The organism is Streptomyces sp. A01 (assembly GCF_059026195.1).
Genome location: NZ_JBWLKN010000002.1, coordinates 455,436 through 476,103 on the forward strand (window position 1 = coordinate 455,436; position 20,668 = coordinate 476,103).

The following is a 20,668-nucleotide window of genomic DNA, read 5'->3' on the forward strand; positions in this document are numbered from 1 at the left end:
AAGCCATCCCCAGACCTCGGCGGCACCCACAGCATCGGCACTCGCGTCCGCACGGGAATTCCGCGCTGGAATCAGGTCAGGCGCGTCCGCGCTGGAATCAGCAGGACACGAGCCTTGACCCGTCCCGGGCACGGGACAGGCGGGCGCCCCGCCGGGGGGCGCCCGCATCGCGCCAGCCCCGCCGAGCCCAGCCCAGCCCAGCCCAGCCCAGCCCAGCCCAGCCCAGCCCGCCGCATGATGGCGCCGCGCGGGCCCTCCTGTGGCACATTCGGCCCCGCCCGCCGGCAAGGAACACCCGCACGACGACCGAGGCGGGACTGCCGGAGCCGCCCGCCACCCGACTCGCGCCATCCCCCACCCGTCATCCGCCATCCGCCGCCCAACCCCCGGTGCGGACGAGTCCGCCCGGTGCGGACGAGTCCGAAGGCGCTGCGTTCGACAGATTGTCATCTCATGACTACCGTGAGTTTTCCAGTGCCTTTTCGGGCGTAACCCCACAAAGGCCGCATTTTGGCCCTGCCTGGGTGCGCGCTCGACTGCCCCTTGGGATGCGTCTTGCCACGGTTCAGCGTCATCGTCCCCGCGCACAAGGTCCAGGCATACATCGACGAGTGCCTGCGCTCCGTGCTGCTCCAGGAGTTCACCGACCTGGAGCTGATCGTCGTCGATGACTGCTCACCGGACGCCTGCGGCACGCTGATCGACGAGGTCGCCGCGAGCGACAGCCGGGTCAAGGCCCTCCACCTCACCGAGAACGTCGGCCTCGGCCGTGCGCGCAACGCCGGACTCCAGCGAGCCACCGGTGAGTACGTGCTGTTCCTGGACGCCGACGACACCCTCATGCCCGGGTCGCTCCAGGCCATCGCCGACCGGCTGCGCGAGACGCACGACCCGGACGTGCTCGTCTACGACTACGCACGGCAGTACTGGACCGGCGACACCGAGCGCAACGCGCGCGCCGCCCTGCTCGCCGAACAGGAGCCCGCCGTCTTCCGGCTGGCTGAGCGCCCCGCGCTCGTCCGGCTGCTGATGGTCGCCTGGAACAAGGCGTACCGCAGGGACTTCATCGACCGCGAGGGGTTCACCTTCCCACCCGGCTACTACGAGGACACCCCCTGGACCTTCCCGGTGCTGCTGTCCGCCTCACGGATCGCGACGCTGGACCAGGTGTGTGTGCTCTACCGGCAGCGGCGGCACGGCAGCATCCTCGGCACCAGGAGCCGGGGGCACTTCGACATCTTCGACCAGTACGACCGGGTGTTCGCCTTTCTGGACGCGCGGCCCGGACTCGATCACTGGCGGCCCGTGGTCTTCCAGCGGATGCTCGATCACTTCACCACGATCTTCACCTCGCCGGACCGGCTGCCGCGCGGTTCCCGCGCCGAGTTCTTCCGCCAGGCCCGCGCGTACTACCGGCGGTACCGCGCCGGTTCAGGCCCGGTACCCGCGCTGCCATCGGCGGCCGGCGGCCGCACCAGAGCCCGCCACCAGCTCATAGGTCTCGGCACCCGCCGCGTCTTCCAACTGCTGTGGCACCTGGAGCGGCTGCGCCACTGCTCCGGCACCGGCTGCGCCGCCGCCTACCGGGCCCTGCGGTCGGCGGCCCTGCGCGCCCACTACCGCCTGCAGCGGCTCCGCCCGCTCGACCCCGGCCTCGCCGTCTTCGCCGCCTACTGGCACCGGGAGTACGCGTGCAACCCGGCGGCCATCGAGGCGAAGGTCCGCGAACTCGCCCCCCACATCCGTACCGCGTGGATCACCACTCAGGAGCACGCCCACACGCTCCCACCAGGCGTACGACGGCTCCAGCCAGGCTCCGCCGCGTACTGGAGCGCCCTCGCGCGCGCCACGTACCTCGTCAACAACGTCAACTTCACCCGGCGACTGCGCAAACGCCCCGGCCAGATCCATCTCCAGACCCACCACGGCACACCGCTGAAGCACATGGGCCTCGACCTTCAGGAACATCCCGCCGCAGCGCGCGACATGGACTTCGAGCGGCTGCTCCGCTGCGTGGACCGCTGGGACTACAGCCTCTCGGCCAACCCGCACTCCACCGTCGTCTGGGAGCGCGTCTACCCCTCCGACTACGTCACGCTCCCGTACGGCTATCCGCGCGACGACATCTTCCAGCGCGCCACCGCCGAGGACGTGCTGCGCGTCCGCGCCGAGCTGGGCGTGCCGGTCGGCGCGACCACCATCCTCTACGCCCCGACCCACCGCGACTACGAGCGCGATCACCCGCCCCGGATCGACCTCGGGCGGGTGGCCAGGGAGCTGGGTCCCGGGTTCGTCCTCCTCGTCCGAGGCCACTACCTCGCGCCACCGGGCAGCGCCGTCGCGCGAGTCGTCCCGCACCACGGCGCCCCCGGCCCCAGTGCCCACACCGGCCTCGGCACCAGTCCAGCGGGCCACGGCGACACCCCGGGTGACGGTCTCCGGGACGGCACCGGTGGCGGTGGCGGTGGCGGTGGCGGCTGGGACCGGGTGTACGACGTCTCGGCGCACCCGAGCGTCGAGGAGCTGTGCCTGGCGGCGGACGCGCTGCTGACGGACTACTCGTCGATCATGTTCGACTACGCCAACCTCGACCGGCCGATCGTCATCCACGCCGACGACTGGAGCGCCTACCAGGCGGCTCGCGGCACCTACTTCGACATCACCGCCACCCCGCCCGGCCTGGTCTCCCGCACCGAGGACGAGTTGATCGACCTCTTCGCGACCGCGGCCTGGCGAGGCCCGCGCTCGGCCGAGCTGCGTGCCGCGTTCCGGGCCCGCTTCTGCCCGTACGACGACGGGAACGCGGCCGAGCGCACCGTACGCCGCGTCTTCCTCGGACAAGGCGCCGAGGCAGAGACCGGACGTGCCGGGGCCGAGCCGGAGGCCGCGCCGCAGGCCCCGCCCCCGTGCCCGTATCCGCTCCCGCCAGTCGTCCCGCTGGCCGAACGGCGGCCCGCGCCCACCGCCGAACAGGCCGCGCTGCTGGCGACCAGGGCGCCCGCGAGCGAAGACCAGGGCACGGACCGGGCCGCCGACCGGGACGTTGGACAACACCCCGTCATGACCGAGGACGACGCCTCATGACCGCCTCAGCTCCCCCCACCCCGCGCCCCCCGCGCCCCGCCCCGCCTCCCGTGGGTGAGCCCCTGCGCGCCGAGTCGCCGTCCCTCGTACGCGCCTACCGGCGGGCCCTCCCGCTGCGGCTGCGCCGCAAGATCGTCCATGTGACCGGGGCGAACACCCGGACCCGGGTCAAGCTCGCCCTCGACGGACTGGCCGCCGCCGTCAGCGGGCTGCGGCACCGGCGCGCGAGCGCGCGGCTGCGCCGCAGGGGCTGGCTCGCCGCCTCCGACAGGCTGGTCGTCGCCACCCGGGGCGGAGTGCGCGTAGCGACCGTCTCGCCCGCGCCGAATCCGCTGTACGCGCGCGGGGAGAACCTGCGCCTGGTGTGTGAGGCCCTGGAGCGGGCGGGAGTGGACTACTTCGTCGTACGCGGCTACCACAACGTCTCCTCCGCCGTCGGGGTCAGCGCGGACGACCGTGCGGCGGCCATCGCCGCACTCGCCGAGCTGTGCACCCGCAGCGCCGGATACGCGTCGGCCGCCGACACGCGGCACCGCTCCGGCTCTGTGGTCCAGCCGGGCGCCGGGCGCCGCGCGTGGCGGCGGGCGCTCGCGGACGCCCAGGTCATCAAGTTCACCCAGTACCAGGCGAGCCCCCGCGGGACCCTGGTGCTCGGACCGGCGCACGGCTGCGAGATCGAGTTCTGGAGGCGGGAGGGGGCTCCCGAGGCGCGGGCCGCGCGGGGAGGCCCGGAGAGCATGGGCGAGACCGGAACCCACCCCCTCCCTCCCGGCGCCTCCGACACCGACACCGACGACACCGGTACGGACACCGACGCCGACGCGGAAGCCGACATGGAGTCTCGGCCGGGTTCCCAGATCGGTGCGGTCGCCGGGGCGGGCGGCAGGCTGCTCGCGCCGCGCTTCAACCGGTCCACCGAGTCGGTACCGGCTTCGGGCCCCGGCAGCGCGTCAGTGCGGGCGCCGGGCGCGCTCTTCACCCGGCTGGCCGCCGCCGACGGGGACAGGACGCCGCTGCCGCCGGTGCGGACCCGCGCCGAGTTCACCGCCCGGCTGCCCGACGAGATCCGCTTCCCCATCGACGCCGTCTACACGTGGGTCGACGGCGCCGACCCCGCCTGGCAGGCGCGCCGCGCCACCGTGCGCGGTGTGGCGTACCACGAGCAGGCGGCCAACGAGGCGCGCTACCTCAACCGCGACGAGCTGCGGTACTCGCTGCGGTCGCTGCACATGTACGCCCCGTGGGTGCGGCACGTGTACCTGGTGACCGACCGCCAAGTGCCCAGGTGGCTGGCGGACTCCCACCCGGGCCTCACCGTCGTCGACCACAGGGAGATCTTCGCCGACCCGCAGGCTCTGCCCACCTTCAACTCGCATGCGATCGAGACCCGGCTGCACCACATCGACGGGCTCGCCGAGCACTTCCTGTACTTCAACGACGATGTGTTCCTCGGTTCCCCCGTCGCACCGCAGGACTTCTTCCTGCCCAACGGGCTCACGAAGTTCTTCACCTCGCGCGCCCAGGTGCCGCTCACCGCGCGCGAGGCCAACAGCGTCGCGGACGCGGACAGCCCCGAGGGCGGCGATGGCGGCGCTTCGGACGTCCCCGTGGAGGCCGCCGGGAAGAACAACCGGGCGCTGCTCGCCGCCCGGTTCGGGGTGACCCTCACCCAGAAGCTGAAGCACACCCCGCACCCGGTGCGGCGCAGCGTCCTCGCCGAGATCGAGCGGGAGTTCCCCGGCCCGTACCAGACCACCATGACCAGCCGGTTGCGGAGCGCGTCGGACATCTCCATCCCGTCGTCGCTGCACCACTACTACGCGTTCGCCACCGGCCGCGCGGTGCCCGGGAAGCTGCGCTACGACTACTTCGACCTGGCGCAGCCGGGCATTCCGGCCCGGCTCGCGCGGCTGCTGCGGTCCCGTAACCGCCAGGCGTTCTGCCTCAACGACACGGTGTCCTCCGGCACGGCGGCGGAGCTGGAGGGGCAGCTCGCCCTCCTCCAGCCCTTCCTGGAAGCCTATTTCCCCGTCCCCGGGCCGCTGGAGCGGCCGGTGGGCGGCCCGCACGCGTACCCGAGATCCACGCCCCCCGCCGAGCCGGAGGACCGGCAGCCGTGCTCTCCGCCCCGGTGAGCCGGAGCGGGAGCGGGCGGAACGCGTGAGGGGGCGGTACGGAGACCCGTACCGCCCCTCAAACGATCACGCACTCACACGATCACGTCCGCGCCGTCACACCGTGACGCGGTCGGCTGGTGAGCCGTCCGGTCGCCGCCTCACGCGTGCGACCGCAGCAGCGTCCGCATGGTCCGCATGGCCACCGACAGGTTCGCCAGGTCGAAGGCGTCCGAGCTGTAGATCTCTTCCAGGGTGGTGCGGGCGCGGACCAGGATCGCGGCGTTCTTCTCCTCCCACGCCGCGAAGCGCTCCTCCGGCGTCGACTCGCCGTTGCCGACCGACAGGACATCGGAGGTGAGGGCGGCGTGCGCCGCGTACAGGTCCTCGCGGATGGAGGCGCGGGCCATCGACTGCCACCGGTCGGCGCGCGGCAGTTCGATGATGCGGTCCATCAGCTGGCTGATCCGCAGCCGGTCACCGAGGTCGTAGTAGACCTCGGCGACGGCGAGCGGGTCCTTGCCGACGCGGTCGGCGATGGCGACGATGTCCAGCGTCGGGAAGGCGGACGAGAAGCTCGCCACCCGTGACGCCAGTTCCTCCGGCACACCGGCCGCGGTCAGCTCCTTGTTGATGCCCTGGTACCACTCCAGGTCCGCGCCGCGCAGCAGCTTCGGCAGCGCCGTCCAGACCGTGGCGACCCGCTCGCTGAAGAAGTCGATGTTCTCCGCGAGCTGCAACGGCTGCGGCCGGTTGTTGAGCAGCCAGCGCGTGCCGCGCTCGACAAGGCGGCGGGAGTGCAGCCGGACGCGCGTCTGGACCGCGGCGTCGACCACGTTGTCCAGGGCCTCGACCTCGTCCCACACCCCGGCGAGCCCGAAGATCTCGCGGGCCGCGGTCTGCGCGCGTACGACCTCCTCGGTCGACGCTCCGGTCTCCTCCCGCATCCGGTGCAGGAAGGTCGAGCCGCCGGTGTTGACGGTGTCGTTGACCAGGACCGTGGTGATGATCTCGCGGCTCAGCGCGTGCGCGTCGATCTGGTCAGCGAACCGTTCCCGCAGCGGCTGCGGGAAGTACGCGTGCAGCAGGCGCTGGAGGTACGGGTCGTCGGGCAGTCCTGTGGAGACCAGCTCGTCCGCCACCGTGATCTTGATGTACGCGAGGATCACGGCCAGTTCCGGCTGGCTGAGGCCGCGCCCGGCAGACAGCCGTTCGCGGATCTGCCGGTCGGTCGGCAGGAACTCCAGCTGCCGGTCGAGGCGGCCCTCGCGGGAGAGGCGGCGCATGAACCGCTGGTGGGCGTGGAGCAGGCTGGGCGCCTGGGCGATGGCGTTGGCGAGCGCGGTGTTCTGCGCGTAGTTGTTCCGCAGTACCAGCGCGCCGACCTCGTCGGTCATCTCGGCGAGCAGCTTGTTGCGCTGCTTGACGGTCATGTCGCCATTGGCGACCACCGCGTTGAGCAGGATCTTGATGTTCACCTCGTGGTCCGAGGTGTCCACGCCCGCGCTGTTGTCGATCGCGTCGGTGTTGATCCGCCCGCCGGTGGCCTGTCCCTCCTCGTCGCGGGGGCCGCCGGACGTGGCGAACTCGATGCGGCCGAGCTGGGTGAGCCCCAGGTTGCCGCCCTCGCCGACGACCTTGACCCGCAGGTCCCGGCCGTCGACGCGGATCGCGTCGTTCGCCTTGTCGCCGACGTCCGTGTGCGTCTCGGCGGCGGACTTCACATACGTGCCGATGCCGCCGTTCCACAGCAGGTCGACGGGCGCCTGGAGGATGGCCTTCATCAGCTCGGCCGGGGTCAGCTTGGTGACACCCGGCGCGATGCCGAGGGCCGCCCGCACCTGCGCGTTGACCGCGATCGACTTGGCGCTGCGCGAGTGGATGCCGCCGCCCTGCGAGAGCAGCGAGGCGTCGTAGTCCTCCCACGAGGAGCGGGGCAGCTCGAACAGCCTGCGGCGCTCCGCGTAGGAGACGGCCGCGTCCGGGTTCGGGTCGAGGAAGATGTGCCGGTGGTCGAAGGCGGCGATCAGCCGGATGTGCTCGCTGAGCAGCATGCCGTTGCCGAAGACGTCACCGGACATGTCGCCGACGCCGACGACCGAGAAGTCCTCGGTCTGGGTGTCGTGGCCCAGCTCGCGGAAGTGCCGCTTGACGGACTCCCAGGCGCCGCGGGCGGTGATGCCCATGCCCTTGTGGTCGTAACCGGCGGAGCCACCGGAGGCGAAGGCGTCACCCAGCCAGTAGCCGTACGCGACGGCGACCTCGTTGGCGATGTCGGAGAAGGTCGCGGTGCCCTTGTCCGCGGCGACGACGAGGTAGGTGTCGTCCTCGTCGTGCCGGACGACGCTCTCCGGGTGGACGACCTGGCCGCCGACGAGGTTGTCGGTGATGTCGAGCAGGCCGGAGATGAAGGTCTTGTAGCAGGCGATGCCCTCGGCCAGCCACGCGTCGCGGTCCACGGACGGGTCGGGCAGCCGCTTGCCGACGAAGCCGCCCTTGGCACCGACCGGCACGATGACGGTGTTCTTCACCATCTGCGCCTTGACCAGGCCGAGGATCTCCGTACGGAAGTCCTCACGGCGGTCGGACCAGCGCAGTCCGCCGCGGGCGACCTTGCCGAAGCGCAGGTGCACGCCTTCCACACGCGGGGAGTACACCCACACCTCGTACGCGGGGCGCGGCGCGGGCAGGTCGGGGATGGCCTGCGGGTCGAGCTTGATGGACAGGTAGTCGTGCGGCTGGCCCGCGCTGTCCTGGCCCGTCCCGTTGCCTTCGGCGCCGACGCGCTGGCCGCCGCCGGGGCTGCGCCCGGCGGCGCGCTGCCGCGCCTGGACCGCCACGCTGGTGCGCCGGCTCTTCTCGTCGTCTTCGCCGCCGACGCGCTTCCCCGCCGCCGCGAGACCCTTCGGGCTTCCACTCGCTGCCGCGAGCCCCTTCGGGCTTCCACCGCTTGCGCGCTGACTTCCCCTTTCGCTTCCACCGCTTGCGCGCTGACTTCCCCTGTCGCTTCCACCGCTGGCGCTCTGACTTCCCCTGTCGCTTCCACCGCTGGCGCTCTGGAAGTGATTCGTCCGCAGCGTCGCCTTGATGACGGTGAGGAAGGAGCGCAGGATGCGGTCCTCGTCGAGGCTCGCGACCTGGTCGAGCGCCGCGTCCAGCTCTTCGAGCAGGGCATCGGTCAGCTCGGTCCCGGCGCGCTGCCGCTCCGGTGACATCCGCGCCTCGAAGAGGTTCACCAGCAGCCGGGTGGTGTGCACGTTGTTGCGGAGGGTGTCCTCCATGTACGCCTGGCTGAAGGTCGAACCGGCCTGCCGCAGGTACTTCGCGTACGCGCGCAGCACCATCGCCTGCCGCCAGTCGAGCCCGGCGCTGAGCACCAGCTCGTTGAACTTGTCGTTCTCGGCCTGGCCGGTCCACACCGCGGCGAACGCGTTCTGGAACCGCTCGCGGGCGTCGTCGCCCTCGACCCGCTCCGGCATCCGCAGCCCGAAGTCGTAGATCCAGGCGGTGGTCCGGTCCGCGCAGCGCAGCTCGTACGGGCGCTCGTCGACGACCTCGACACCGAGCCGCTGGAGCACGGGGAGCACGGCCGACAGCGAGACCTGGCCGCCGCTGCGGTAGATCTTGAACCGGCGCTCACCGGGGGCCGCGCCCACCGGCTCGTACAGGCTCAGCGCGAACTCTCCCTCGCCGCCCGCCGCTGTCAGCCGCTCCAGGTGCTGGAGGTCGGACACGGCGCTGCGGGGGGTGTGGTCGGCCTTGTATCCCTCGGGGAAGGCGTTGCCGTAGCGGCGCAGCAGCTCGGCGGCGTGCTCCTCGCCGAGCTCGGCGCTCAGTGCCTCGGCGAAGCCGTCGGCCCAGGAGCGGGCGGCCTCCACCAGGCGGGCCTCGATGCGGTCGACGTCGGCGTCGGTGAGGTCGGGCAGCGCCGCGCCCGGCTCGACGCGGACGACGAAGTGCAACCGGGAGAGTACCGATTCGGTGTTCCACGCCGTGAAGTCGACGCTGATCCCGCCCAGCTCCTCCTTGAGGATGTCGATCAGCCTCAGCCGCACGCCGGTGGTGTAGCGGTCGCGCGGCAGGTAGACGAGGGCGGAGTAGTAGCGGCCGTACTCGTCCTGCCGCAGGAACAGCCGCAGCCTGCGGCGCTCTTGCAGGTAGAGCACGGAGGTCGCGATGGACCGCAGCTGGTCGGCGGGGGTCTGGAACAGCTCGTCGCGCGGGTAGGTCTCCAGGATCTGGAGCAGGTCGCGGCCGTCGTGGCTGTGCGGCGTGAAGCCCGCGCCGGACAGCACCTCGGCGACCTTGCGGCGGACGACGGGGACCCGGCGCACCGACTCGGTGTAGGCGGCGGACGAGAACAGGCCGAGGAAGCGGCGCTCACCGATGACATTGCCGTCGGCGTCGAACTTCTTCACGCCCACGTAGTCGAGGTAGGACGGCCGGTGCACGGTCGCGCGGCTGTTGGCCTTCGTCAGGATGAGCAGCTTGTGCTCACGGGCCTTGGCGCGGGCGTCGGTGGGCAGCCGGTTGAAGGAGGGGGAGCTGGCGCGGCCGTGGCCGGGCCGCGCGTGGTTCCCGTCGCCGTGGTGCGCCGGGTCGGAGCGGAGGATGCCGAGGCCGGTGCCGGGGATGGCGTTGAGCACGTCCTCCTCGACGCCGCCCTCGCCGGTCGCGGCCACCAGCTCGTACTCGCGGTAGCCGAGGAAGGTGAAGTGGTCGGCCGAGAGCCAGCGCAGCAGCTCTCGCGCCTCCTCCACCTCCTGCTCGGGCAGGTCGTCGGCGGTCGGCTCGTCGGGCAGCTCGTCGGCGATGCGCAGCGCCGCGTCGCGCATCTTGGTCCAGTCCTCGACGGCCTCGCGTACGTCGGAGAGCACCCGCAGCAGGTCGGTGGTCATCTGCTTGAGGTCGCCGCGGTCGGTCTCGCGGTCGATCTCCACGTGAATCCACGACTCGGTGACGGCGTCGTGCGGAAGGCCGGCGGCGGTGCCGCCCGCTCCGGTCTGCGCCTCCTGCTGGGAGCCGAGCACCTCCAGCAGCTTGCCGGTCACATCACGGCGGACCACGATCTGCGGGTGGATGACGACATGGATGCCACGCCCCTGGCGAGACAGCTCATTCGTTACAGAGTCCACCAGAAACGGCATATCGTCCGTTACGACTTCAACGACCGAATGGCTGCACGTCCAGCCGTTCTCCTCGATCGTCGGGGTGTGCACCCGGACGTTCGCGGTTCCCTGCGGGCGCGTCTGCGCGAGCCGGTAGTGCGAGAGTGCGGCGCCGAAGACATCCACCGGGTCGCGGCCATTGAGGTCCTCGGGGGCCGTGTGCAGGTAGTAGCGCTGGAGGTATGCGGTAAGAGTCTCCGGGTCGAGGCCCTGTACCGGATGGTGCGCCCCGGCAGGGCTGTGCTCAGCGACCCGGGCGGCTCGTTCGAGCAGCTCGGCCTTGGCTTCGTCCAGCTTGTTCTGCATGTCCTCTGACTCCTGTCGCGCGCCGTTGCGTGACATCGATAACGGTGGCATGACGTCGGGACGCGGGGTCGCCGGTCAGGGTCGACGGTATGCCGGAATGAGCGATAGCCGGGTGCGTCTTGACCACGTGCGGCCAACGACCCTGGCGGAGAAAGTCAGCGTCGGCCCGGGCACTGTGGTGCTCCGGGCTCCGGGGTCCCGCCTGGCGGAAGCCAGAGGAGAGGGCAGCGTCGCCCTCATGGGATATCGCGCTGATCACGCTGTAAGGCTATCGCCCTTTACGGGGTCGCCGTCATGAGCCGGATATGCACAAAACCAGGCTCAGAAGTTTGACGATGTGGACAGTGGGGAAATGGGCGCCGGAAGCTGCCCGAAGACGGCCTACCCCCTTGGCAAACCGGCATCCGCGGTGCACGGTGAACAAAACGGACAGTCCAGAGCCGGCGCGACGCGGGCTGACCCCCGCGCGACGCCTACGCGGAGGAGGACGGCATGGCGGCGAAGATCCTCATCGTCACGGGCGACGCGGCCGAGTCACTGGAGGTGCTCTACCCCTTCCAGCGACTACGCGAAGAAGGGTACGACGTCCATATCGCGGCCCCGGCCCGCAAGCAGTTGCGGTTCGTCGTGCACGACTTCGAGGACGGCTTCGACACCTACACCGAGAAGCCCGGCTACACCTGGCCGGCCGACCTGGCGTTCTCGGAAATCGACGCGGGGCAGTACGCCGCCCTGGTGATCCCGGGCGGCCGGGCCCCCGAGTACCTCCGTAACGACAGCGAGCTGCGCAAGGTCATCAAGGCGTTCTTCGACGCGGACAAGCCGGTCGCCCAGATCTGCCACGGCCCGCTGCTGACGGCCGCCGTCGGCGTGCTCAGCGGCAGGCGCGTCACCGCCTATCCGGCCCTGGAGCCCGATATGCAGAGCGCCGGGGCGTCCTACCAGGACGCGGAGGTCGTCGTCGACGGCATGCTGGTCTCCTCCCGCGCCTGGCCGGACCACTCGGGCTGGATGCGCGAGTTCCTCACGGTGCTGCGCGCCAAGGCCCCGGCGACCTGACCCGCCCCCGCCGACCCCCGTCGGCGCCCCGCGCTGGCCCCGCCGGCGCCCCGCCCGGCGACGCGCTCACCGCACCAGGCGGCCGGTGCACTCGCTCACCAGGACGTCCTCGCCCGCCTCGTTCCGCACGGTCGCCGCGAGCGTCAGCAGTCGCCCACGGGTCCCGGCGTCCCGCGCGTTCCCCGCCCCCGTCGCCTCCACCCGGACGATCCGGACCTCTGCCTCGACTGCCTCGCCCGCGTAGACGGGCCGCAGAAACACGATGGACGACGACTGGTACTGGAAGCCGCCGTCGCCCCGCAGCAACGGCGCCGTCGTCGCGGTCAGCAGCCCCTGGGCCACCTGGCGTCCCCCGAGCCCGAGCGTGTGGTGCGCGCCTCGGTCGCCCGTGAGGTCGGCGCAGCGGGCGATGTCGTCGCTGGTGATGGTGTGCGTACGCCGCAGTACGGCACCCGGCGTGAGGGACTTCAGCAGGGCCGGTGACAGCACGGGGTCGGCCGGTCGCACCACGGGCCGGGCGCCGCTCACGCCCTCCACGCCACTGGGCGCGCCGGCGGCGCCCACGCCATCACCGCTGCCGCTGCTGCGACTGCTGCCGTCACTGCTGCCACTGCCGTCGCCGCCGTCGCCGCCGGGCAGGATGATGCCCTTGCTGTCGCCCTTGAGGATCAACTCGTCCCCCGCGCGCACCCGCGCCTCGAAGGCGATCCGGTGAAAGCCCTCGTCCTCTTCGAGCCGTATGACCTCCAGCTCGGCGGTCAGCCGCTCCGTGCGGGCCACCGGCCTGGCATGCGTCCACACCATCTTGCGGGCGAGGTAGTTCAAGTCGCCGCCCAGCTTGGTGAGCGGCGCTATGACAAGCAGGTCGGGCAGCACACCGGCGTCGGCGGACGGCGTCCGGCCCGATATCGCGTCGAAGGCGCGAACCTCCTCCGGCGTGTACTGCCGGGACCAGGTCAGGACCGACCCCGTGGACACCTCGCCATGTGCCGAAACCAGCCCGCCCATCGTTTCCCCCAAGGGTCCCGCATGCCACTTCCGCCACTTCCGTGTTACCGGACAGTAGGGCGACTTCGTTGCCCGGTCAACCAGTCAGGGCCTCGGCCAGCTCGACCGCCTCGGCGAGGGTGTCGGCGATCGGCACACCCGCCGCCGCCAGACTGGCATGGCTGTGCGAGCCCCCGGAGTAGAGCACGGCGTGCGCTCCGGCGTGCTGGGCCGCCAGAGCATCGTCCACGGCATCACCGATCACCACGGTCTGCCGCGCCTGGACCCCCTCAAGCTCCGCGAGATGCCGGACCATGTGCTCCGCCTTGCCACCCCCGGAGGGGCCTGTCCGGCCCTGCACCCGCACGAAGCGCGGCTCTATGCCGAAGCCGCGCACCAAGGGCACCAGGTCCTCATGCCCGAACAACGACAGGATCGACTGCGTCCGGCCGGCCGCCTGCCAGCGCTCAAGCAGCAGCTCGGCACCAGCGGCCAGCTCGCAGGCGGCGTGCCTGCTGGCGTACTGGCGCTGGAACACCACGTCCATGTGGTCCCACTCGTCCTGCGTCGGGAGGCGGCCCATCAGGCGCTCGTAGAACTTCGGGACCGGCACGCAGTACAACTCGCGGTAACGGTCGAGGGTGATGGCCTCAAGGCCGATCTCGGCGAAAGCGGCGTTCGTGGCCGCGATCACGGCGTCGATATCGTGAAAGAGCGTGCCGTTCCAGTCCCAGACGATGTGCGTCGCGTGCTTCCCCATACCCGAGACGGTACCCACCGGCTACGACAACCGTGCTGGGACACCACGGCCACCGCAGCCGCACCGTCGCGCCGAGCCCCGCCGGACGCTGGACTTCCGGCGGCCGACGGCCCCAGCGACGCGCACGCCCGGCGGCCCTCGGAGACCTGGTCCAAGGCCCCCGAAGTCCGAGGAACGGCCTCCGAACCCGGGACCCGGGAACGCCCTTGGAACGCGGGAACGCCCGCGGAACGCTGGAACGCCCTGCGGACCGGGAGCGCCCCGCCGGTCCCGGGTCAGCCGATCAGGTTGGCGATCTCCTGCGTCGCGTACCAGAGCAGTTCGTGGTCCTCGGCACCGTCCACCGTGAACTGGGCGTCGTCGTCACCCAGGTCCGCCGCCCCCAACGCGGCGGCAGCGGCGGCGACGTCCGCCTCGGCGTCGCGGGAGTCCACGTGGACGGCGGCGGCCTTGGCCAGCGGCACGGCGGTCGCGATCCGCACCTCGCCCAGCGCCGACGGGTCCAGCCCGCGATCCGGGTCGGCGACGGCCTGGCCGTCCGCCACATCCACGGCGACGACCACCCGGCGGCGCGGAGCCGCGGGATCGGCGGCGATCCGGCGCAGCGACGCCGCCGCGGCCCGGTTGAGCGCCGCGTACTCCAGTTCCTCGATGTCGTCGGACACGTACCACTCGCGCAGCGCGGGAGTCACGGCGTAGGCGTCCACAGGGGCCGGGCCCAACTCGCCCGCCTTGTGCGCCTCCGCGAGGCCGGGGAGGGTCAGGGGGACGTAGACGCGCATGGTTGCCGCTTTCGTGAAGGCTCCGAATACGCGGCAAGCATACGGGCGCTCGTCCCCCTTCGGGGTAGCGGTGGTGCGGCACCACGTGCCGCACCACCGCTCTTCCGCCACCGCCGCCAGGTGCGGCGTCACGCCGTTCGTCACCCGGATAGGTGATGTTGCCCGGCCGCTCCCCAGGCCGGTGCACGCCCTTGCCGGGGCGCTGAACAGGCCGGTAGAAGACTCACCACGAAAGCTACTGCCCGGTATCCCAGCCGGGCGTGGAGACGGCGGGGGCGATCAGCACATGACCAGGCTCCATACGGCGACGAGCGGACACAGGGTGCCACGGCAAGCCGGCCCGCCCAGGCGGCGCGACCAGCGGCGGCCCGGCGCCGACCCGAACCCGGCCGCGCGGCGGCACGCCCGCGAGCGGCTGCCGCGCTACTGGTTCGCCAACCGGCTGCTGCTCACCCTCAGCGGCCAGCGGCCCGTGCACTGGATGCTCGGCCACACCCAGGGCCCCGCGTACGACCAGCTGACCCAGCTCGCCCCGCACCCGACGCTGTGCCCCACCAGCGCCCGCGTCCCGACCGGTGCGAGCGCGGCCGCCCGCATCAGCGGAATCGGCGCGGGCGCCGCGCACAGAGGAAGCGCCGGCAGCGGGAGCGGGCCCGGCAGGGCCCGGCTTCCTGTCGTACGCCACTGCGATGAGTTCAGGCCGGAGCCGTGGATCATCGAGGCGTTCGCGCGCATCGCGACCGGCGACCGGCTGCGGGCGCTGGCCTTCCGGCTCGAACTCGGCGCGGACCAGCGCTGGCGCTGCGCCGCTGTCGAGCTGGGACCGGGGACACCCGCATAGCCGCCCGTACGCGACGCACCCCGCTCCCGTCCCCCGTACGCGATGCCGTGCGCGCCGCTCACACGGCGGCCAGGCCCCGGAGGCCGGGGGCTGGGCCGGGGCCACGCACAACGGCCGGGGCCCGGCACCGCTGTGGGTGCCGGGCCCCGGCCGTCGGCTCGTCGGCGACCCCTGATGATCAGGGGACAGCCGGAGCGGGTCTACTTCTTGCGGCGACGGCCGCCCTTGCTCGCCTTGCGGCGCTCGGCGCGGGTCGTGCCGCCTGTCGCGGCAGTGGCGGTGGCGGCCCCATCGGTCCCGTCGTCGTTGGCGAAGTCACCTTCGATGACGCCGCCTTCACCGTCCACCGTGGGCGCGGAGAAGTGCAGCCGGTCCGGGCGCTGCGGGGCGTCGAGGCCCTTGGCGTGGATCTCGGGCCGGGCGCCCGCGGGAACGGCTTCCCGCTCGCCCTTGTCCAGCGAGGGCCTGGCCTCGTCCGCCACCGGGACCTCCTCGACCTGCTCCTCAACCTGGACCTCCAGGTTGAACAGGTAGCCGACGGACTCCTCCTTGATGCCGTCCATCATCGCGGTGAACATGTCGTAGCCCTCGCGCTGGTACTCCACGAGCGGGTCCTTCTGGGCCATCGCCCGCAGGCCGATGCCCTCCTGGAGGTAGTCCATCTCGTACAGGTGCTCACGCCACTTGCGGTCCAGGACGGACAGCACCACGCGGCGCTCCAGCTCCCGCATGATGTCCGAGCCGAGCTGCTTCTCGCGCGCCTCGTACTGCTCGTGGATGTCGTCCCTGACGGACTCGGCGATGAACTCAGCGGTGATCCCCGCCCGGTCGCCCGTCGCCTCCTCAAGCTCCTCGATGGTGACCTTCACCGGGTAGAGCTGCTTGAAGGCGCTCCACAGCCGGTCCAGGTCCCAGTCCTCGGCGAAGCCCTCGACGGTCTCGGCCTGGACGTAGGCGTCGATCGTGTCGTCCATGAAGTGCCGCACCTGCTCGTGCAGGTCCTCGCCCTCCAGGACGCGGCGGCGCTCACCGTAGATGACCTCGCGCTGCCGGTTCAGGACCTCGTCGTACTTCAGGACGTTCTTACGCGTCTCGAAGTTCTGCTGCTCGACCTGCGACTGGGCGGAGGCGATGGCGCGGGTGACCATCTTGTTCTCGATCGGCACGTCGTCGGGCACGTTGGCCATGGCCATCACGCGCTCGACCATCTGCGCCTTGAAGAGCCGCATCAGGTCGTCGCCGAGCGACAGGTAGAAGCGGGACTCGCCCGGGTCGCCCTGACGGCCGGAACGGCCTCGGAGCTGGTTGTCGATGCGTCGCGACTCGTGGCGCTCGGTGCCCAGAACGTAGAGCCCGCCGAGATCGGTGACCTCGTCGTGCTCCGCCTTCACCGCGGCCTTCGCACGCTCCAGCGCGGCGGGCAGCGCGGCGGCCCACTCCTCGACGTGCTCGACGGGGTCGAGACCCTTCTGGCGCAGCTCCGCCTCGGCGAGGTCCTCCGGGTTGCCACCGAGCTGGATGTCGGTGCCACGGCCGGCCATGTTCGTCGCGACGGTCACGGAACCCTTGCGCCCGGCCTGGGCGACGATCGTCGCCTCCCGGTCGTGCTGCTTGGCGTTCAGCACCTCGTGCGGCACGCCGCGCTTGCTCAGCTGCTGCGACAGGTACTCGGACTTCTCAACCGAGGTGGTGCCGACGAGGACCGGCTGGCCCTTCTTGTGCTTCTCGGCGATGTCCTCGACGACCGCGTCGAACTTCGCGGGCTCGGTGCGGTAGATCAGGTCGGCCTGGTCCACCCGGATCATCGGGCGGTTCGTCGGGATCGGGACGACGCCGAGCTTGTAGATCTGGTGGAACTCGGCGGCCTCGGTCATCGCCGTACCGGTCATTCCGGAGAGCGTGCCGTAGAGGCGGAAGAAGTTCTGCAGGGTGATCGTGGCGAGCGTCTGGTTCTCGTCCTTGATGTCCACCCCTTCCTTCGCCTCGATCGCCTGGTGCATGCCCTCGTTGTAGCGGCGGCCGGCGAGGATACGGCCGGTGTGCTCGTCAACGATCATGACCTCGCCGTCAATGACGACGTAGTCCTTGTCCTTCTTGAACAGTTCCTTCGCCTTGATGGCGTTGTTCAGATAACCGACGAGCGGCGTGTTGACCGACTCGTAGAGGTTGTCGATGCCCAGCCAGTTCTCGACCTTGGTGACACCGGACTCATGGATGGCGACGGTCCGCTTCTTCTCGTCGACCTCGTAGTCGCCGGTCTCCTGCTGCGGATTGCCGTCCTCGTCCCGCTTGGCCAGGTTGGCCGCCTCGCCCCTGGTCAGCCGGGTCACCAGCTTGGCGAAGTCGCCGTACCACTTGGTCGCCTGGTCGGCCGGGCCGGAGATGATCAGCGGCGTGCGCGCCTCATCGACGAGGATCGAGTCGACCTCGTCGACGATCGCGAAGTTGTGCCCGCGCTGTACCAGCTCGTCCTTCGACCACGCCATGTTGTCGCGCAGGTAGTCGAAACCGAACTCGTTGTTCGTGCCGTAAGTGATGTCACAGGCGTACTGCTCGCGACGCTGCGCGGGCGTCATGTTCGCGATGATGCAGCCGACCCGGAGGCCGAGGAACTTGTGCACCCGGCCCATCATCTCGGAGTCGCGCTCGGCCAGGTAATCGTTCACCGTGATCAGGTGGACGCCCTTGCCGGACAGTGCGTTGAGGTAAGCGGGCAGCGTGCCGACCAGGGTCTTTCCCTCACCGGTCTTCATCTCGGCGACGTAACCGAGGTGCAGCGCCGCACCGCCCATGATCTGTACGTCGTAATGACGCTGACCGAGGACACGCCTGGCCGCTTCACGGACCGTCGCGAACGCCTCGGCCATGAGGTCGTCCAGCGTCTCGCCGTCGGCGTACCGCTCCTTGTACTCGTCCGTGAGGGCGCGCAGCTCGGCGTCGGAGAGGCTTTGGATCTCCTCTTCGATGGAATTGACCTGGTCCGCGATGCGGTGCAGCTTGCGCAGGATCTTGCCTTCGCCTGCACGCATGAGCTTGTTGAGGACGGACACGTAGGCTGGCTCCTTGCCGGTCGGGCCTGGCACGGTTGGGTGCGCTAGCGCGGCATTATCAAGGGCCGCAGGGCCCGCCGCAGCGGCCATCGTAAGTCAGGACCCGGCCACCCTGGGAGGTCCGTCAGTACGAAGGCCCGCTGTCACCCTCTGTGTCAACGCCCGAGACGCCCCGAAGGTGCCCCAGAAGGCACCCGAAAGACGCTCCGGCTCCGCGTGTGAAGCCGTTGACGCCGTGCGTTCCGCCGCCCTGGACCGTACACCGGACAGATGGTGTCACCACAGAAAACCCTGGCCTCAAACGGAACGACCGCTCACACTCGGGCCATGGAGCCCGTCACTCTCACCACTCCGCGTCTCGTGCTGCGACCGTTCGAGCTGTCGGACGCCGACGCCGTGCTCGCCGCCTGCCAGGACCCGGACATTCCGCGCTGGACGAACGTCCCCTACCCGTACACACGTGATCACGCACTGGGTTTCGTCGGGCAGATCTGCCCGGACGGCTGGCGGGACGACACGACGTACAACTTCGCCGTGGTCACCCGCGACGAGGGCGTGCTCGTGGGAGCCATGGCCCTGGTACGCCTCGAATACCTGCGCGCCCCGGAGCGGCAGGCCGAACTCGGTTACTGGACGGCGAAGGAACAACGCGGCCACGGCTACACGGCCGAAGCCGCCCGGCGCGTCACCGGCTGGGGGTTCGGGGAGCTGGGCGTGGAGCGCATGGAGTGGTACGCCGAGGTCGGCAACGAGGGCTCCCGGGCCGTCGCCCGCTCCGTCGGCTTCCACATGGAGGGGACGCTGCGCGCCCGCATCCCGTACCAGGGCACGCGACGCGACGCCTGGATCGGCTCGCTGCTCCCCACCGACCTCGGCCTGGCCACGCCCACGCCGTACGTCCCGGCCGCGATCACCTCCTGACGCCACGCACCGCCGGGGCCGCCGCGCACCACCAGCACCACCGGCACCACGAGCAGCACTAGGAGCGCGATCAGCGTGGCCGCAGCTCGGACGGGAGCGCGCCGGACGTGCCGGACGTGCCGGACGTGCCGGACGTGCCGGGCATCGGTACAGCCGTGCCGAAGGGACCGGGCCCCGGCCCGGGAGCCGGACCCGAGACACCCCGCGCTGCTCCGAGGGTCGCGGAGGTCCTGCGGATCGCTGAGGCCGGGAGATCGCTGAGGCCCGAAGGTCGCGGAGGCCCGGAGGTCCAGCACCAAGGCTGAATGTCAGTGCCGCCGTTTACTGTGTCCCGCATGACAACTGCCATGTCAGCGCCCCGTGTCGGGCCCGGGGTCACCTTGTCCGCCGACGAGGCCCGGCGCATCGCGCTGCGCGCCCAAGGGCTGCTGGGCGCGCCGGACAGGCGAGCGGGGGTGCGTGGAGTGCTGCGGTCGCTCGGCGCGGTGCAGCTGGACACGATCTCGGTGCTGGCCCGCTCGCACGAGCTCGTGCCGTACGCCCGTCTCGGCGCGGTGGGCCGCCCGGCCGTCGAGGCGGCGTACTGGACGGAGACGCACAGCTTCGAGTACTGGTCGCATGCGGCGTGCATCCTCCCGGTCGAGGAGTGGCCGCACTTCGCGTTCCGGCGCCGGGCCTACCGCGCCCGCCCGCAGTGGCACCACGAGCTGACTGACGGCGCGTACGACCGCGTCATCAAGCAGCTGCGCGACGAGGGGCCGATGACCGCGACGGAGCTGGGCGGCGCGAAGAACGGGGGGCCGTGGTGGGACTGGTCGGAGGCGAAGATCGCCGTCGAGCGAGCCCTGATGTACGGCGAGGTGGTCTGCACCGAGCGGCGCAGCTGGAAGCGGGTCTACGACCTCGCGGAGCGCGCCATCCCCGATGCTCTGCTGCATGACGACCTGGCGGAAGCGGAGTGCCTGCGCCGCCTCGTCGCGCAGGCGGGCACGGCGATGGGCGTGGCCACCCGGGCCGACCTCGCCGACTACCACCGGCTCAGGAAAGACCAGGTGGACGCCGTGATAGCGGACACCGGCCTGACGCCTGTCGAGGTCGAGGGCTGGGACAAGCCCGCGTGGGCGGACCCCCAGGCGCTGGCGGCGGAGTCCTCAGCCAACCGGGAGCGGCACCGCACGACGCTGCTTTCCCCGTTCGACTCCCTCATCTGGGACCGGCCGCGCACCGAGCGGATCTTCGGCTTCACCCACCGGCTTGAGGCGTACGTGCCCAAGCCCCGGCGGATACACGGCTATTTCGCGATGCCGCTGCTGGCGGGCGGCCGACTCGTCGGCCGCGTGGACCCGGCCCGCGAGGGGACGACGCTCGTCGCACGGCAGCTGTCGCTGCTGAGCCCCAAGGCCGTCGCCCCAATGGCGCGGGCGCTGCGCGAGGCCGCCGGGTGGGTGGGCTGCGACACGGTCCGGGTCGAACGCGTCGATCCTCCGGAGCTCGCCGCCGACCTCGCAGCGGCCCTGGCCTGAGGAGCACCCTCCGGGGCGCCGCCGAAGCCGAACAGGGGCCGCCGCAGCCGCACGGGCGCGGCCGAAGGTGCCA

11 protein-coding genes are annotated in these 20,668 nt (G+C 71.3%); 6 read left to right on the forward strand and 5 right to left on the reverse strand.

Features of this window, described 5'->3' with window-relative positions; translation table 11 throughout:
- The first annotated feature begins 555 nt into the window (after positions 1–555).
- Together AC5P1B_RS04310 and AC5P1B_RS04315 are read left to right on the forward strand one after the other, a co-directional pair.
- On the forward strand, positions 556–3,084 hold the full coding sequence (locus AC5P1B_RS04310; protein ID WP_493884813.1) for a bifunctional glycosyltransferase/CDP-glycerol:glycerophosphate glycerophosphotransferase: 2,529 nt from the start codon (positions 556–558) through the stop codon (positions 3,082–3,084).
- Positions 3,081–5,219, forward strand: coding sequence for a stealth family protein (locus tag AC5P1B_RS04315; protein ID WP_493884814.1), 2,139 nt, complete (start codon positions 3,081–3,083; stop codon positions 5,217–5,219). Before AC5P1B_RS04310 ends, AC5P1B_RS04315 begins: the two co-directional genes overlap by 4 nt.
- 140 nt (positions 5,220–5,359) lie before the next feature.
- Here AC5P1B_RS04315 and AC5P1B_RS04320 read toward each other — a convergent pair whose 3' ends face one another.
- Positions 5,360–10,672, reverse strand: coding sequence for an NAD-glutamate dehydrogenase (locus AC5P1B_RS04320; RefSeq protein WP_493884815.1), 5,313 nt, complete (start codon positions 10,670–10,672; stop codon positions 5,360–5,362).
- Positions 10,673–11,164: 492 nt separating this feature from the next.
- Between AC5P1B_RS04320 and AC5P1B_RS04325 the strand changes: the two genes are divergently transcribed.
- A complete protein-coding gene (locus AC5P1B_RS04325; RefSeq protein ID WP_493884816.1) occupies positions 11,165–11,731 on the forward strand; it encodes a DJ-1/PfpI family protein in 567 nt (188 codons plus the stop codon).
- Positions 11,732–11,797: 66 nt separating this feature from the next.
- On the opposite strand, the gene AC5P1B_RS04330 is transcribed toward AC5P1B_RS04325, so the two are convergent.
- From AC5P1B_RS04330 to AC5P1B_RS04340, 3 genes are all read right to left on the reverse strand, one after another.
- Positions 11,798–12,709: a MaoC family dehydratase gene (locus tag AC5P1B_RS04330; RefSeq protein WP_493884817.1), complete on the reverse strand. Its 912-nt coding sequence runs from the start codon at positions 12,707–12,709 to the stop codon at positions 11,798–11,800.
- 106 nt (positions 12,710–12,815) lie between these two features.
- Positions 12,816–13,478: an HAD family hydrolase gene (locus AC5P1B_RS04335; protein ID WP_493884818.1), complete on the reverse strand. Its 663-nt coding sequence runs from the start codon at positions 13,476–13,478 to the stop codon at positions 12,816–12,818.
- A 275-nt stretch (positions 13,479–13,753) separates the two neighbouring features.
- Positions 13,754–14,260: a DUF6912 family protein gene (locus AC5P1B_RS04340; protein WP_493884819.1), complete on the reverse strand. Its 507-nt coding sequence runs from the start codon at positions 14,258–14,260 to the stop codon at positions 13,754–13,756.
- A 286-nt stretch (positions 14,261–14,546) separates the two neighbouring features.
- On the opposite strand from AC5P1B_RS04340, the gene AC5P1B_RS04345 reads away from it, so the two are divergent.
- Positions 14,547–15,101, forward strand: a complete 555-nt coding sequence (locus AC5P1B_RS04345; RefSeq protein ID WP_493884820.1) for an Rv3235 family protein — start codon at positions 14,547–14,549, stop codon at positions 15,099–15,101.
- Between the two features lie 200 nt (positions 15,102–15,301).
- On the opposite strand, the gene secA is transcribed toward AC5P1B_RS04345, so the two are convergent.
- Entirely contained in the window at positions 15,302–18,151 is a 2,850-nt protein-coding gene (gene secA, locus AC5P1B_RS04350) for a preprotein translocase subunit SecA (protein WP_493884821.1), read from the reverse strand.
- A 327-nt stretch (positions 18,152–18,478) separates the two neighbouring features.
- Here secA and AC5P1B_RS04355 point away from each other — a divergent pair, with 327 nt between their 5' ends.
- On the forward strand, positions 18,479–19,072 hold the full coding sequence (locus AC5P1B_RS04355) for a GNAT family N-acetyltransferase (RefSeq protein WP_493884822.1): 594 nt from the start codon (positions 18,479–18,481) through the stop codon (positions 19,070–19,072).
- A 335-nt stretch (positions 19,073–19,407) separates the two neighbouring features.
- A complete protein-coding gene (locus AC5P1B_RS04360; RefSeq protein ID WP_493884823.1) occupies positions 19,408–20,595 on the forward strand; it encodes a winged helix-turn-helix domain-containing protein in 1,188 nt (395 codons plus the stop codon).
- Positions 20,596–20,668: the final 73 nt, after the last annotated feature.